The organism is Arcticibacter sp. (assembly GCF_045629565.1).
Classification (GTDB): Bacteria; Bacteroidota; Bacteroidia; order Sphingobacteriales; family Sphingobacteriaceae; genus Arcticibacter.
Genome location: NZ_JAZQRL010000111.1, coordinates 14,072 through 29,816, shown reverse-complemented (window position 1 = coordinate 29,816; position 15,745 = coordinate 14,072). Strand labels below are relative to the sequence as shown.

The window sequence follows — 15,745 nt, the reverse complement described above, 5'->3', positions numbered from 1 at the left end:
TATAGGAATCGAGATGAAAAAACAGAATAAATTATTCACAGCGATAATAGGCTGCCTATTCCTTGCTTCTTCATGTAAGAAGGATTTGAATCTGGCACCGACAAATGATATCACGGCAGATGTTGCCTACTCAACGCCCGAGGGCTATAAAAGCGGGATCGCCAAAGTATACGGAAGTATGGCTAATACGGGTAATCAAGGTCCTGGTTCAGGTGATCTTGGCGGGATTGATGCCGGAACGTCTGACTTTCTGCGCTTATACTGGATGGTGCAACAATTACCTACTGATGAGGCCGCCTGTGCCTGGGTGGGCGATGACGGCATTCCAGGCCTGGATTATATGAACTGGTCGTCTTCTAACATTATGTTGCTCGGTGTTTATGCACGCAGCATCTATCAGGTTACACTGGTTAATGAGTTTTTACGCGAGAGTACCGACGCGAAACTGGCCTCCCGGGGTATTTCTGGTGCCGATGCTGCCACTATTAAGGATTATGCTAATGAAGCACGCTTTTTAAGAGCATTTCAATACTGGGTGCTGATGGACCTTTTCGGCAATCCTCCTTTTGTGACAGAAGAAAGTACTGTAGGTAAGGAGTCTCCGCAGCAAATTTCCCGTGCAGATCTATTCGCGTACGTCGAGTCGGAGTTACTTGCAATCGAAGCAAACCTACAGGAAACGAATGAATACGGACGTGCAACTAAAGGTGCTGCATGGGCGTTGCTAGCCCGGCTTTATCTCAATGCACAGGTATATACGGGCACATCTAAGTTTACAGAAGCAGCAAATTATGCCGATAAGGTGATAAACTCAGGTAAATATTCTCTGCACCCTGTATACGCCAACTTGTTTAAGGCTGATAACCACCTTAATAATCCTGAGGTTATTTTTTCCATCAACTACGATGGTGTAAAAACCCAGAATTACGGTGGTACGACATACCTGATCAATGCCGCTGTGAACGGCGATATGAAACCTGAAAGCTTTGGTATTCCAAGAGGTGGATGGGGCGGAAACCGCAGCCGCGAGAATCTTCCGGAATCTTTTGGAGATTATAAAACGACAGCAGACAAGAGAGCTATGTTCTTTGGCGACAATCCGGTAATCAACGACATGTCTGTCTTCAAAGAAGGCCTTGCAGTGACCAAGTTTACGAATATCACATCAACAGGCGCCACTGCCGAATCTATTGGTGGTACTTTCTGTTCGACAGACTTTCCTTTGTTCCGCCTGGCAGAGATGTATTTGATTTATGCCGAAGCGGTACTGCGAGGAGGAACAGGCAGCTCTTCAACAGCAGTAAACTACGTGAACCTCCTGCGTCAGCGCGCTTACGGTAATGCTTCGGGCAATGTATCCGCACTTACGGTCGATGACGTCTTAGATGAACGTGCCAGAGAGCTATATTGGGAAGGTTTCAGACGTACAGATCTCATTCGTTATGGCCGGTTTGTAGAGGGAAACTATTTATGGCCATATAAAGGTGGCGTTATCAACGGAAAGGCTGTGGAGCCTTACCGCACGCTGTATCCGCTTCCGGCATCTGATGTTATTGCGAATCCAAACCTGACACAGAACACCGGTTATTAAGATATCTCGCATATATGAAACTATCATCCACAGGCGTTCACGCCGTGCAGCGGTCTCTGGGTCGATAGCTTGTTTACCATAAAAAAGAAACTATAGTCTGATGAAAAAGATATTCAATAATATAGGGATAATTGCACTGACCATACTCGTGCTTGCATCCTGTAAAAAAGAGGAGGAGAAGCTAACCATCAATACTGGCGAATCCCCGGTACTCGCAGCGTCGTCAAATGTCTTGACCCTGTCTGAGGAGACTGCTGCAGATACGGTGATCTCGTTCTCCTGGAACAAATATGAGGTGGCCTGGTCTCAACCGCAAAGCGCCATCGATGTTGTGGAATACACACTGGAAATGGATGCTGCCGGACAGAACTTTGCGTCCCCTTATCAGGTCGATATGACCGGGCGGACTCTCGGAAAATACAACGGCGCTGATTTTAATGCCTTGCTTGTGAACAGGCTTGAACTCCCGGTTAATGTAGAATCTACGCTGGAGGTTCGTTTGAAAACCATGGTGTCTGATAATTCCATGCCGGTGTATTCAAATGTCGTGAGTATGAAAGTAACCCCCTATCTCCTGTCAACGGTTCCTGACTATCCATCTCTCTACGTTGTAGGAAGTCATCAGGGATGGTCACCTGAAACTGCGCCCGCGATTCGTTCTGCGAAGAATGATGGCATGTATGAAGGATTTGTGAACTTTCCGACGGCCTCTACTGAATTTAAGCTTACTACCGCCAGAAACTGGACGGAACCTGCTTATGGTGACGGTGGGCCTGGACTTTTAAGCTTAACCGGCGGAAATGTGAAACAAGAAGGAGCGGGTTACTACCTGATCAAGTTCAACAAGGAGACCTTAGCCTGGTCTGCGGTGAAGACTACCTGGGCTTTGATAGGCAACGCAACTCCCGGAGGCTGGGAGGCAGATACTCCACTTACTTACGATGAACAAGCACAGGTCTGGAAGACTACCGTTACACTGACGGGCGGAGACGATAAGGAGTTTAAATTCAGAGCCAACGGCGAGTGGCTTATCGACCTGGGTGCTGGAAGTAGTGAAGGTGTACTGAGCTTTGGAGGTAAAAACTTCAAGCTGGCAGAATCAGGAACTTATGATGTTACCCTGGATCTGTCTAACGGCGCTTACTATATGTATACGCTGAGGAAGAAGTAATTCAATAAGTCTACTGCCGGGAATCTACCCAGAAGCCGGGCAGTAGACCTGTTTCTTTACCTGTTTTTAAACAGTCGCTGTCACTCTGCTGCGACATCCCCTAATTACATAAGGAATGAAATTTAAATTTACTTTCAGCCTCGTCTGTTTTTTCTTACAGTTCGCGGCATTTGCTCAGGTACCGGATCTCGAAAGGATAGAACCCTCTTTCTGGTGGGTGGGTATGAACAACCCTAAGTTGCAGTTGGTAGTCCATGGGAAGGGCATCGCCTCCAGGGAGGTAAAATTGAACCACACCGGTGTTACGCTTTCTCAAGTCCATAAAGTGGAGAGCCCTAACTACCTCTTTCTTGACCTGCTGGTGGCAGCCGATGCAAAGCCGGGCAAATTCAATATAGAGTTTCAAGGAAAAAATCAGAAAAAGCTCAGTTATACCTACGAGTTGAAGGAACGCGACAAATCATCTAACCGCATTCTCGGGGTAACCAATAAAGATTTTATCTACCTCATCATGCCAGATCGCTTTGCCAACGGCGACAAGCGCAACGATGTGATAAAAGGTATGCAGGAAACGACCCTGAACCGCGATTCCATGTACTACCGGCACGGCGGAGATATACAGGGCATTATAAACAACCTGGATTATCTCGAAGACCTCGGTGTAACTGCTCTCTGGCTTAACCCCGTACTGGAGAATGACCAGCCGAAAACTTCTTACCATGGCTATGCTAACACCGAGAATTACAAGATAGACCCCCGGTTTGGCGACAATGCGCTCTATAAAAAGCTGGTTGATGAGTCTCATGCCCGTGGAATGAAAGTGATCAAGGATTTGGTGCATAACCACTTTGGAAGTCAGCATTGGATACTGAAGGATATGCCTTCGAAAGATTGGGTACATAACTGGCCTGAGTTCACGAAGTCCTCGTTCAAAGACCAGGTACTATTTGATCCGTATGCTTCCGAGGCTGATCGTAAGATCATGACAGACGGTTGGTTTGACGGCCATATGCCTGACCTGAACCAGAATAACGAATTGGTGAAAAACTATCTGACCCAAAGCCATATCTGGTGGATTGAATACGCAGGTCTGGACGGCTTTCGTCTTGATACCTACGCCTACAATGATCCTGAGTTTATGGCTGAATGGGCTAAGCTCATAAAGGCTGAATATCCTCGCTTTACTTTCTTTGCTGAGACCTGGGTACATGGCATCCCGAATCAGACGTTTTTTACCCAGGGAAATACGATTAACAGAGGCTTTGATACCGAGCTTCCCGGAGTTACCGACTTCCAGACGCTCTGGGGAATCAACGAAACCCTAAATGGAAAGTTCGGTTGGAATGAGGGCGTAAATAAACTTTACACGACCATTGCGAGCGACTTTATGTATCAGGATGCTACGAGAAATGTCGTATTTCTGGACAACCATGACCTGAGCAGATTTTATTCGGTGGTCGGGGAGGATTTTGATGATTTCAAATCGGGTATAGCCTGGTTACTCACCACAAGGGGAATCCCCCAGCTGTATTACGGTACGGAGATTCTCATGAAGAATTTTTCCAATCCTGATGGTCTTGTTCGCGAAGATTTCAAAGGAGGATGGGCTGGTGATAAGGAGAACAAGTTTACCGCACAGGGGCGTACGCAGAAAGAAAACGAAGCATTCGGCTTCGTGCGCACACTGGCGAATTACCGTAAGAACAACGAGGTGCTGCAAACCGGTAAGCTGATGCAGTATGTGCCTGAAAACGGCATCTATGTCTACTTCCGGTATAACGCAGATAAAACGGTGATGATCATTATGAACACGAATGATACTGCATCAGATCTGTCATTAAAACGCTTCTATGAGCGCCTGGACGGGTTCACTCAGGCTGTCAACATCATCAGTTCTCAAAAAATCAACTCACTGCAAACCATCAACGTACCCGCAAAGACCACATGGGTGCTGGAATTACAAAAATAGAATGTCACATATAAGAGCTTGTATATTTGATCTCGACGGAGTACTAGTTGACACAGCCGTATACCATTATCGCGCCTGGAAACGGCTGGCTAATGAACTAGGCTTCGACTTTACCGAGGACGATAATGAAAAACTCAAGGGAATCAGCAGGGTGCAATCCCTGGAACTCATCCTCGGTTGGGGAGGGGTAGAAAAGACACCTGCTGAAAAGTTGGAACTTGCCACACGAAAGAATACCTGGTATGTAGAAATGATCCAGGCTATGACTCCTGAAGAGATTCTGCCCGGGGCGAAGGAGTTCCTGGCTGAGGTAAAAGCTGCGGGACTTAAGTCTGCCCTGGGATCTGCAAGCAAGAACTCCGGTCTGATACTCGAACGCACAGGCCTACTCTCATTTTTCGATGTCATCATTGATGGTAATGTTGTCTCTGCATCTAAGCCGGATCCCCAGGTCTTTCTTAAAGGTGCTGAGGCTTTGCAAATACCGCCAAACCAGTGTGTCGTCTTTGAAGATGCTGTAGCGGGGGTGGAAGCTGCCCGTGCCGGTGGAATGAAAGTAGTCGGGATCGGGTCACCGGAAATATTACGTGACGCCGATGTGGTTGTAAATGGACTTTCAGGGTTTCGCGTCAATATGTTAGACGCCATGTAGTCTGTATTAGCTGAATAATTTTTTTGAATAAGATGAAGAAGTATATCGTTGCTGACGAGTGGAATATCATAGAGGAAGGTTTTGATCCTCATTTAAACAAAATATCAGAAAGTATCTTCAGTTTGGGCAACGGGCGCATGGGTCAGAGGGCCAACTTTGAAGAACGTTATTCCGGTGAGACATTACAGGGAAACTATGTTGCGGGGATCTATTATCCCGATAAAACGCGCGTAGGCTGGTGGAAGAACGGCTATCCGGAATACTTTGCCAAAGTGCTGAACGCTGCCAACTGGATCGGAATAGATATCAAGGCCGGAGAAGAAACTCTTGACCTCTACACTGCTGAGGTGTCAGATTTCAAGCGGATATTGAATATGAAGGAAGGCTATCTGCAACGCGAATTCACAGCAAAGCTTGAAAGCGGCAAAATGCTTCAGGTTCACGCAAAACGCTTCTGCAGTATCGTGGATGATGAAGCTGCCGCTATTCAATATTGCGTAAAAGCCCTGAACTTTGATGATACACTTACCATTACTCCTTATATCGATGGTGATATTCAGAATCAGGATGCGAACTATGACGAGAAGTTTTGGGAGGAAGTATATAGGGAAGTGAAGGGAGAGGAGGCGTATCTGACACTGCGGACCAGGAAAACGGCCTTTGAGGTTTGTACCGCTACACGATTTACGCTTGCTACAGACCGGGATTATGCTATCGAAGAGCTGAGCCGGGAGAAGTATGTCGGCGCGCGTGTTCAGGTGAATATCAAAGCGGGAGAGGAGATTAACGTCATCAAATATGCGGTTAACTTATCCTCTGAAAACTATCCCAAAGACCAGTTACTACAGGCAGGCAAAGACCTCCTGAGCCGCGTCTCAGAGAAAGGCTTTGACACCATGCTGCAGGAACAGGCTGCGGCCTGGGCAGAGAAGTGGAGCGAAAGCGACATCATCATCAAAGGCGATGTGGAAGCTCAGCAGGGCATTCGCTTCAACATCTTCCAGCTGAACCAAACCTATACAGGTGAAGACGAGCGTCTGAACATTGGCCCCAAAGGGTTCACCGGAGAGAAATACGGAGGGTCAACTTATTGGGATACGGAGGCTTATTGTGTACCGTTTTATCTGGCTACTGCCTCTCCTGACGTCACACGCAAACTGCTTATTTATCGCTATAAGCATTTGCAGAAAGCCATCGAGAACGCGGAAAAGCTCGGTTTTAAAGATGGTGCAGCTTTATATCCGATGGTTACCATCAACGGAGAGGAATGTCATAATGAGTGGGAGATCACCTTCGAAGAGATCCACAGGAATGGCGCCATTGCCTTTGCCATTTATAATTATATCCGGTATACCGGCGATCAGGAGTATTTAAGTGAATACGGACTGGAAGTTTTGGTCGCCATAGCGCGGTTTTGGAGCCAGAGGGTTAACTGGAGTGAGGCCAGGAAGCAGTATGTTATGCTTGGCGTCACTGGTCCGAATGAATACGAAAACAACGTCAATAACAACTGGTACACCAACACCATGGCTTGCTGGTGCATGAAATATGCGATCGAAGCACTTGACTATGTAAGCGGCAAGCATCCGGACCGCTATATCGAGTTAACGACAAAGATGTCTTTCGATGCGCATAAGGAAATTCAGGCATGGAAGCATATCATTGACCATATGTACTACCCGAAGGATGAACAGCTTGGCGTATTTCTGCAACAGGACGGCTTCCTTGATAAGGAGCTGAAACCCGTTACAGAACTTGACCCGTCAGACAGGCCACTCAACCAGAAGTGGAGCTGGGACCGTATTCTCCGCTCTGTATACATCAAGCAGGCCGACGTTCTTCAGGGCTTGTATTTGCTGGAAGACCAGTTCGACGAAGATACACTGCGCAGGAACTTCGACTTTTATGAGCCACTGACCGTGCATGAAAGTTCACTTTCTCCATGTGTGCACGCTATCCTGGCAGCCAAGCTGGGTGATCAGAAACGTGCCTATGAGTTTTATCTCCGTACATCGCGCCTGGATCTGGACGACTATAATAACGATACCGAGGACGGCCTTCACATCACTTCTATGGCGGGCACCTGGATGAGTGTAGTCGAAGGGTTCGCGGGAATGCGTGTGCGGGACGGGCAATTGCAGTTCCACCCATTCCTGCCAAAAAAATGGGAATCGTTCTCTTTTAATGTCATCTTCCGCGGGACGGTGATCAATATCAGCGTAGATAAAGATGGCGTATGTCTGAATAACCGTTCCGGTACAGCCATCACGGTTCTTCTTTTCGGAAAGGCGGTTTTTCTGGAAGGATTAAGTACCGTGAACGTTGAGAGCCATTGCGCTGAATTTCAATAGATTTACTACATAATATAACCTGTTATTCGATGAAAGTTCGCTTCCTCATAGCCCTGATCGCAGCCATAGTCTGGATGTCGTGCGGTAATCGCACGAAAAAGTCAGTGCCGACCACTACTGATTCGTTAAATACTACCGACATGTCGTCCGAGAAGATCAATATCTATCAAATCATGGTTCGCTTATTTGGTAACAAGAAAACCACGAACAAGTTCTACGGTTCCATAGAAGAAAATGGTGTCGGAAAATTTAATGATATCAGCGACAGGGCACTCGTGGAACTTAAAAAAATGGGTATTACTCATCTTTGGTATACCGGCATCATAGAACATGCCACGATGACTGACTACTCTTCACAAGGTGTTAACGTTGATGATCCCGATATCGTAAAAGGCCGAGCTGGATCACCCTATGCGATTAAAGACTACTACGATGTGGATCCTGACCTTGCTGTCGATGTAAAGAACCGGATGGCTGAATTTGAGTCCCTGGTAGAGCGGACGCATAAGCACGGATTGAAGGTTATTATTGACTTTGTACCCAACCACGTAGCCCGCACATACTCGTCTGACGCGAAGCCGGCAGGTGTAACGGATTTTGGGGAAACAGATGATGTCACCAAGGCATTTTCACCTGCTAACGACTTCTATTACATCCCCGGAAAACCATTTGTCGTTCCGGCAGGTACGGATGCTGGCGGGAAAGACTTTAAGAGTCCGTTAAAGGACCGCCAATTTGACGAGAATCCGGCTAAGGCTACCGGCAACAATGTATTTACGGCCAAACCGAGTCTGGGCGACTGGTCTGAAACGAGTAAACTCAACTATGGCGTTGACTATCAGAACAAAGAGAAGACTTATTTTGATCCGATTCCGCCCGTTTGGCTTAAGATGAAAGACATCCTTGTATTTTGGGTTAATAAGAAGGTAGACGGTTTCAGATGTGATATGGCAGAAATGGTCCCTGTTGAGTTCTGGAATTGGGTCATTCCCCAGATCAAGGAAGTGAATCCTCAGGTTATTTTTATCGCAGAGATTTACAATCCCGGGCAGTACGAAAAGTACATTAACCAGGGTAAGTTTGATTATCTTTATGACAAGGTGGGGCTTTACGATGGCATAAAGCGACTGATTAGGAATGAGCCGAAAGCAGACGTAAAAGACATCAGCCATGTTGTAAACGTAGAAAGCAAGGCATTTTCTTCAAAGATGCTACGCTTCCTGGAGAACCATGACGAAGAACGGATTGCATCGCCAGCCTTTGCCGGAAATCCCGCTTACGCCAAACCGGGTATGGTCGTATCCGCTACGCTTTCAGGCGGACCCGTGATGATCTACTTTGGTCAGGAAGTTGCTGAGCCAGGAAAGGGCATTGAAGGCTTTGGAGGGGATGACAACCGGACTACCATCTTTGACTACTGGGGCGTTCCAGAACATCAGAAATGGATGAACAATGGTGCTTTCGACGGTGGCAAGCTGAGCGAGGAGCAACATGAATTAAGAAAGTTCTATAGCGACCTGCTGCGTATATCAAAAGAAACAGAAGCAATAGTCCGCGGTGAATTTATAGAGCTGAGCAACCAGCCGGCGTTCAACAACCGGATGTATGCCTTTATACGCTATACAGATAAAGAGCGGGTATTGGTCGTTGCCAACTTTGATCGGTCAAAGACCTTGAAAACAAACATCACTGTTCCCCAAGAGCTAATTAAAGGGATGAGTAAAGGAGAGATCGTAGTAAGTGATCTTATGAATGGAAAAACATTTACTACGGACGCCGCATCTGCAGGCATACCAATAAACCTCGGACCCTCAGATGTCCTGATATACAAGTTTTAACCAACTAAACCTATGTTATGAGTACTGTTATAGATAAGCCAAAACTGTCATTCCTGCAAATCTGGAACATGAGCTTCGGCTTCTTCGGGATCCAGTTCGGATTTGCCCTTCAAAATGGAAATGCTTCACGAATTCTGCAGACATACGGCGCAGATGTGGAGCACCTGTCCCTTTTTTGGCTGGCAGCACCCATAACGGGAATGATCATCCAGCCGATCATCGGCCACTACAGTGACAGGACCTGGACGAGATTGGGGCGCAGAAGACCATATTTCCTCGTCGGTGCCATCCTTGCTGCGCTGGCTCTCATCTTGATGCCTAACTCTGCTGTGCTGGCCTATATGCTACCTCCCATAATGGTGGGTGCTGGTATCCTCATGATTATGGACGCGTCATTTAACGTGGCGATGGAGCCTTTCCGTGCGCTCGTGGCAGACAATCTTCCTAATAGCCAACACAGCGTGGGTTTTTCTGTTCAGACATTCCTGATAGGTGCAGGTGCTGTAATCGGCTCCTGGCTTCCTTATATCTTCTCCGAATACATGGGCGTTTCAAAGATTGCAGAAGAAGGCCAGGTTCCCGACAATGTTGTTTACTCTTTTTATGTAGGTGCTGCGGTTTTGCTCACTACACTGCTATGGACCGTATTTACCACCAAAGAGTACTCTCCTGAGGAACATGCGCGCTTTCAGTCACACGAGCCGGCAGTGGAAGAGCAGAAGGGAATACTTAGTATTTTTACCGATTTCTCCAATATGCCCAAAACCATGAAACAATTAGGGCTGGTTCAATTCTTTTCCTGGTTTGCGCTTTTCTCCATGTGGGTGTTTTCTACACCGGCCATCGCACAACATGTTTACAAAGTTCTTCCGGGAGATACATCATCCACACAATACGCGGATGCGGCCAATTGGGTAGGGATTTTGTTCGGAATTTATAACGGAGTTTCAGCGGTCTACGCGCTTTGCCTGCCATCAATTGCCAGAATGACCAGCCGTAAGATTGCGCATGCATTCTCATTATGCGCCGGAGGGGTCGGATTGCTATCGATTTACTTCATTGACGATCCGCAGTTGCTGATCTTTTCGATGATTGGTATAGGCCTCGCCTGGGGAAGTATACTGGCTATGCCCTATGCAATCCTGTCGAGTTCCATTCCCGCCCGCAAGATGGGTGTTTACATGGGGATATTCAACTTCTTCATCACTTTTCCGCAGATTGTTAACGGATTCTTCGGAGGAATGATACTGAAGCAGGTGTTCGGCGGACAGGCTATTTATGCGCTGGTCATGGCCGGTGTACTGATGCTTCTAGCCGCCCTTTCTGTGCTGTATGTACAAGATCAGGGTGAAAGATCCAGGACATAGTCGCTCTAAATCATATAACTAACCAATACCTATGAAAAACATTTTTATCTGCATGCTTGTGCCGCTGCTTATCCTGTCGGCCTGCAAGAAAAAAGACATTAACGATGTCGACGTTCCGGCAGTAGAGGCATCAGGAGGGCTGATAACCTGGGCGCCCCATTTTCCTGATGGAGAGGATGCTGTTACTATTACTTTCGATGCCGCCAGGGGTAATGGAGGCCTGAAAGACGCTTCCGGAGACATTTATATGCATGCCGGGGTGATCACCGACAAAAGTACCGGTGCCTCAGACTGGAAGTACGTAAAAACCAGCTCTTTTAATACACCGGACCCGGCTGTGGTTTTGACGGCGCTTGGCAACAATCTTTACAAGATCAGCATCAGTCCGCGCTCCTTCTTTAAGGTTCCGGCGGGCGAAAAGATTCTGAAGCTGGCCCTGCTTTTCAGAAACGCAGACGGAAGCCGCGTAGCGCGTAATGCCGATAACAGCGATATCTATCTGCCTGTAACGCAGCCTGGCGCTCTTGACGTGCGCTTCGTTAATCCGGAATTTTCACCTACTTATACCCCCGCGCCTGCCGTACAGGTAAAGGAAATGGGGCAGGACCTGACGATCTCAGCAATCACCTCCCGGCAGGCGAACATCACACTGTATCTAAACGGAGCAGCGATTGCCACAACCTCAAACGCTACTTCCATCACCGCCAATAAGAAGGTAGAAGGCACAGGCAGCCAGACAGTCAAAGTGGTAGCAACCAGTGCCGGCTCTACAGTCGAGTCATCATTCACCTTCACTGTAAACGGGACAGTTGAGGTTGCCGAGCTTCCTTCGGGGGCAAAAGAAGGTGTCACCTTCATCAACAGCGGCCGCTCTGCAATCTTTGTCTTATATGCCCCCGGCAAGCAGTTCGCTTATGTAGCAGGCGATTTTAATGACTGGAAGCCTGAAGCCGCGCAGTTCATGAAACGAACCCCCGATGGCAAAAGTTGGTGGGTACAGGTCGATAACCTCGATCCCGCGAAAGAATATGCCTACCAATATTGGGTGGACGGATCGCTCAAACTTGCCGACCCCTATAGTGAGAAGATTCTTGACCCGTCAAATGACAGCTACATACCGTCAGCAATTTATCCCAATCTGAAGGCATACCCGCAGGGCAAAACCATCGGAAACGTGAGCGTTATACAAGCCGGCAGTTCGAAATACAGTTGGAAAAACAGTTCCTTTCAAAGGCCTGAAACAAAAGATCTGGTGATCTATGAACTACACCTGCGTGATTTCCTCGGAGCGCATAACTATACCGCTTTACAGGATACACTCAATTACCTCAGCCGCCTCGGTATCAATGCCGTCGAGCTGATGCCCGTCAAGGAGTTTGAAGGCAACTCCAGCTGGGGGTATAACCCTTCGTTCTTCTTTGCTGCAGATAAGTACTACGGTACTAAAGTTGCCCTGCAGCAACTGATTGACGAATGTCATTCCAGAGGAATCGCTGTAATCCTTGATATGGTGCTGAACCATGCATTCGGACAGTCGCCTATGGTACAGCTGTATTTCGACCAGACCTCAGGAAAACCTTCGGCGGGCAATCCCTGGTTCAACGCCGATCCCACCCATCCGTTCAATGTAGGATATGATTTCAATCACGAGAGCCCTGATACCAAACGTTTTGTTAAAAATGTCTTGAAGTTCTGGATAGAAGAATATAAAGTAGATGGCTTCCGGTTTGACCTTTCGAAGGGTTTTACACAAAAGAACTCCGGTACTTCCGATGCCGCTGTTAATACCTGGAGCGCCTACGACGCTAGTCGCATTCAGATCTGGAAAGAATACCATAACTTCATCAAAACGATAGATCCAACGTTTTACGTGATACTCGAGCACTTTGCGGCCGACGCTGAAGAGCGGGAGCTAAGTAACGAAGGTATGATGCTCTGGAATAACATGAACCATGCATATAACGAAGGAACGATGGGGTATGTCAACAACTCGGATTTATCACGCGCCTTTTATGACAAGCACGGTTTCGAAAAGCCCTACAGCCTGGTAACCTATATGGAAAGTCATGACGAAGAACGGCTGATGTTTAAAAATATACAGTACGGCGGCTTCGCAGGCACCTACAATACCAGGGACCTGGCTACAGCACTGAAGCGCCAGGAACTTGCGGCTGCCTTCTTCTTCACTGTTCCCGGCCCTAAGATGGTCTGGCAGTTCGGCGAACTCGGTTACGATAAGTCAATCGATGAAAACGGACGGACAGGGGAGAAGCCGATTCTCTGGCAGTACAACAACGATGCCCGGCGTAAGGCGCTTTCTCAGGTGTACTCCAGACTTATTAACCTGAAGAAGAACAATGCGGTGTTCTCCTCTACAGATTTCCTGTATAACCTTAGCGGAGCGGTAAAGACGATTACCTTAAAGAGCCCTTCAATGAATGTGGTTGTAGTAGGAAACTTTGATCTTGTATCGAAACAGGCCACCGTCACTTTCCCGGCGGCAGGAAATTGGTATGATCATTTCAGCGGCAGCAGGACGCAAATATCCGGGGGGGCCCTAACGCTCGGTCTGGGTGCGGGAGCATACCATATATACAGCACTGCGCCCTTGAAATAGCGCAAACTCCAGCCATTTTATTACACACAAAAAGGGCTTCAAGTTGGCGAAACTTGAAGCCCTTTTTGTGTGTAAGCAGCGCCTTAAACGTTGAAGCGGAAATGCATGATATCACCATCTGCAACAACATAGGTCTTTCCTTCCACGCTCAGTTTACCGGCCTCTTTACAAGCCGCCTCAGATCCGTATTTGACGAAATCCTCATATTTGATAACCTCTGCGCGGATAAATCCTTTTTCAAAGTCACTATGAATAACTCCAGCCGCCTGTGGCGCCGTAAACCCAAGGGTGATGGTCCAGGCTCTAACTTCCTGCACACCTGCGGTAAAGTAGGTACCCAGGTTCAACAGCCGATACGCTGCACGGATCAGCTGGCTAACACCAGATTCTTGCAAACCCAGGTCATTCAGGAATTCCTGTCTTTCTTCATAGCTTTCCAGTTCGGCGATTTCTGACTCAATCTTCGCAGAAATGATCAACACCTGGGCATTCTCTTCTTTAACAGCTTCTTTCACGCGGTCCACATAGGCGTTTCCGTTAGTAACCGAGTTTTCGTCAACATTACAAACGTATACGACCGGCTTTTCGGTCAGCAGGAACAGGTCTTCGATAAAAACTCTGTCCTCATCAGAAATCGGAGCAGTTCGCACAGACTTACCTGATTCCAGGTGAGCCTTCACCACATTGCAAACCTCGTAAGCCTTTTTAGCATCTTTATCGCCGCCAGTCTTGGCCATCTTTTCCACCTTTTGGATCTTCTTGCTTACAGCATCAAGATCTTTAAGCTGAAGTTCAGTGTCGATGATCTCTTTATCACGAATGGGGTCAACAGAACCGTCTACATGAATCACATTGCCGTCATCGAAGCAACGCAGAACGTGGATGATCGCATTGGTAGCACGGATATTTCCGAGGAACTGGTTGCCCAGCCCTTCACCCTTACTTGCGCCCTTAACGAGACCGGCGATATCTACGATTTCAATCGTATTTGGAACCACGCGGTTAGGGTTCACCAGCTCAGCCAGCTTGGTCAGGCGCTCATCTGGAACCGTGATAACGCCAACATTCGGTTCTATCGTACAGAAAGGGAAGTTGGCAGCCTGCGCTTTAGCATTCGATAAGCAATTAAATAGAGTTGATTTTCCAACGTTGGGTAAACCAACGATTCCGCATTGTAAAGCCATTTATGTGTGTGAGTTGAATTTTAAATTTTATATAACTAATTATACAGATGTTTGAAAGCGATATCCGATCAGCTTATAAGCCAGTTTGGCAAGGGTGTATTCAGACAGGATGCTTCCTTCTATAGGAGCACATTCTACAATGTCGAAGCCTACCACATTTCTGTCCTTGCAAACCTGCTGAAGTAACTGTAATGTTTCCGTCCAGAACAGACCGTTTGGTTCTGCGGTACCCACACCTGGAATAATAGAAGGGTCAAATCCATCGGCATCTATGGTGATATAAACATCATTATTCAGCGGCGCGATGATTTCATCGATCCACAGGGGATTGGTCCGTATCTGATGAGCGTAAAGGGTATGGATGTTTTCAGACGACTTGATCAGTTCAGCTTCTTCGCGTGCCTGCGCACGGATACCAGCCTGGCAGATCGTCAGGCCCATATCATGAATACGTGCCATCACACAAGCGTGCGACAGCGGATTGTCCTGATAGCTTTGACGAAGGTCAGAATGAGCGTCGATCTGAAGGATGCTCAGATTAGGGTATTTTCTGGCGAACGCTTTGACGATGCCGTAGGTTACAGTGTGTTCAGCACCCAACGAAACCACAAACTTGTCGTCTTTCAACAGCCGGCTGGTAGAGTTCTCGATGAGGCTAATGGCCTGTTCGTTCACCACGTTATCAAAATCAAGGGGATTCGCTGTGTGGATTCCTATCTCATCAACAATCTCGGTATCGATCTCTTCGTCATAGCATTCTACAAACCCGGATGCTGCGACAATAGCCGCCGGACCATTAGCAGAACCCGCAATATAAGACGAGGTATACTCATAGGGAAGCTGCTGGATTACCACCTTACTGCTATCATAGGCAGTAAGAGCAGGGTCGTAAAGTCCGAGGAATTGATTACCAGATATAGCCTTCATTCTTGAAAAATAAGGGCAAAGATATAAAATATCAAGCAGGGTGGTCTTTAAAAAAGAGAAACCATACCGCATGCGGTA

Annotated in this window: 10 protein-coding genes; 8 read left to right on the top strand and 2 right to left on the bottom strand. The window is 47.4% G+C overall.

The annotated features are described in order from the left end of the window. The first annotated feature begins 13 nt into the window (after nucleotides 1-13). From ACKI5J_RS15045 to ACKI5J_RS15010, 8 genes are all read left to right on the top strand, one after another. The gene (locus ACKI5J_RS15045) at nucleotides 14-1,591 is read left to right on the top strand and encodes a RagB/SusD family nutrient uptake outer membrane protein (RefSeq protein WP_407430304.1); all 1,578 of its coding nucleotides are present in this window, start codon (nucleotides 14-16) and stop codon (nucleotides 1,589-1,591) included. 100 nt (nucleotides 1,592-1,691) lie between these two features. Then, nucleotides 1,692-2,762 (top strand): SusE domain-containing protein, encoded by a 1,071-nt coding sequence (locus ACKI5J_RS15040; RefSeq protein ID WP_407430303.1) that lies wholly within the window; start codon nucleotides 1,692-1,694, stop codon nucleotides 2,760-2,762. Nucleotides 2,763-2,877: 115 nt separating this feature from the next. After that, nucleotides 2,878-4,731, top strand: coding sequence for a glycoside hydrolase family 13 protein (locus tag ACKI5J_RS15035; RefSeq protein WP_407430302.1), 1,854 nt, complete (start codon nucleotides 2,878-2,880; stop codon nucleotides 4,729-4,731). A 1-nt stretch (nucleotide 4,732) separates the two neighbouring features. Further along, a complete protein-coding gene (gene pgmB / locus ACKI5J_RS15030) occupies nucleotides 4,733-5,383 on the top strand; it encodes a beta-phosphoglucomutase (RefSeq protein ID WP_407430301.1) in 651 nt (216 codons plus the stop codon). A 32-nt stretch (nucleotides 5,384-5,415) separates the two neighbouring features. Continuing rightward, the gene (locus ACKI5J_RS15025) at nucleotides 5,416-7,734 is read left to right on the top strand and encodes a glycoside hydrolase family 65 protein (RefSeq protein ID WP_407430300.1); all 2,319 of its coding nucleotides are present in this window, start codon (nucleotides 5,416-5,418) and stop codon (nucleotides 7,732-7,734) included. A gap of 29 nt (nucleotides 7,735-7,763) precedes the next feature. Next, nucleotides 7,764-9,572, top strand: coding sequence for an alpha-amylase family glycosyl hydrolase (locus ACKI5J_RS15020; protein ID WP_407430299.1), 1,809 nt, complete (start codon nucleotides 7,764-7,766; stop codon nucleotides 9,570-9,572). 17 nt (nucleotides 9,573-9,589) lie between these two features. After that, nucleotides 9,590-10,939, top strand: coding sequence for an MFS transporter (locus ACKI5J_RS15015; RefSeq protein ID WP_407430298.1), 1,350 nt, complete (start codon nucleotides 9,590-9,592; stop codon nucleotides 10,937-10,939). A 31-nt stretch (nucleotides 10,940-10,970) separates the two neighbouring features. Continuing rightward, the gene (locus tag ACKI5J_RS15010; RefSeq protein ID WP_407430297.1) at nucleotides 10,971-13,556 is read left to right on the top strand and encodes an alpha-amylase family glycosyl hydrolase; all 2,586 of its coding nucleotides are present in this window, start codon (nucleotides 10,971-10,973) and stop codon (nucleotides 13,554-13,556) included. Nucleotides 13,557-13,639: 83 nt separating this feature from the next. Here the strand turns inward: ACKI5J_RS15010 and ychF are convergent, their stop codons facing one another. Next, nucleotides 13,640-14,740, bottom strand: coding sequence for a redox-regulated ATPase YchF (gene ychF, locus ACKI5J_RS15005; RefSeq protein WP_407430296.1), 1,101 nt, complete (start codon nucleotides 14,738-14,740; stop codon nucleotides 13,640-13,642). Between the two features lie 39 nt (nucleotides 14,741-14,779). Continuing rightward, a complete protein-coding gene (gene speB, locus ACKI5J_RS15000) occupies nucleotides 14,780-15,667 on the bottom strand; it encodes an agmatinase (protein ID WP_407430295.1) in 888 nt (295 codons plus the stop codon). Nucleotides 15,668-15,745 lie beyond the last annotated feature (78 nt).

Coding starts and splice junctions, on each gene's coding strand:
- ACKI5J_RS15045 (WP_407430304.1), top strand. CDS start 14: ATGAAAAAACAGAATAAATTATTCACAGCGATAATAGGCTGCCTATTC.
- ACKI5J_RS15040 (WP_407430303.1), top strand. CDS start 1,692: ATGAAAAAGATATTCAATAATATAGGGATAATTGCACTGACCATACTC.
- ACKI5J_RS15035 (WP_407430302.1), top strand. CDS start 2,878: ATGAAATTTAAATTTACTTTCAGCCTCGTCTGTTTTTTCTTACAGTTC.
- pgmB (WP_407430301.1), top strand. CDS start 4,733: ATGTCACATATAAGAGCTTGTATATTTGATCTCGACGGAGTACTAGTT.
- ACKI5J_RS15025 (WP_407430300.1), top strand. CDS start 5,416: ATGAAGAAGTATATCGTTGCTGACGAGTGGAATATCATAGAGGAAGGT.
- ACKI5J_RS15020 (WP_407430299.1), top strand. CDS start 7,764: ATGAAAGTTCGCTTCCTCATAGCCCTGATCGCAGCCATAGTCTGGATG.
- ACKI5J_RS15015 (WP_407430298.1), top strand. CDS start 9,590: ATGAGTACTGTTATAGATAAGCCAAAACTGTCATTCCTGCAAATCTGG.
- ACKI5J_RS15010 (WP_407430297.1), top strand. CDS start 10,971: ATGAAAAACATTTTTATCTGCATGCTTGTGCCGCTGCTTATCCTGTCG.
- ychF (WP_407430296.1), bottom strand. CDS start 14,740: ATGGCTTTACAATGCGGAATCGTTGGTTTACCCAACGTTGGAAAATCA.
- speB (WP_407430295.1), bottom strand. CDS start 15,667: ATGAAGGCTATATCTGGTAATCAATTCCTCGGACTTTACGACCCTGCT.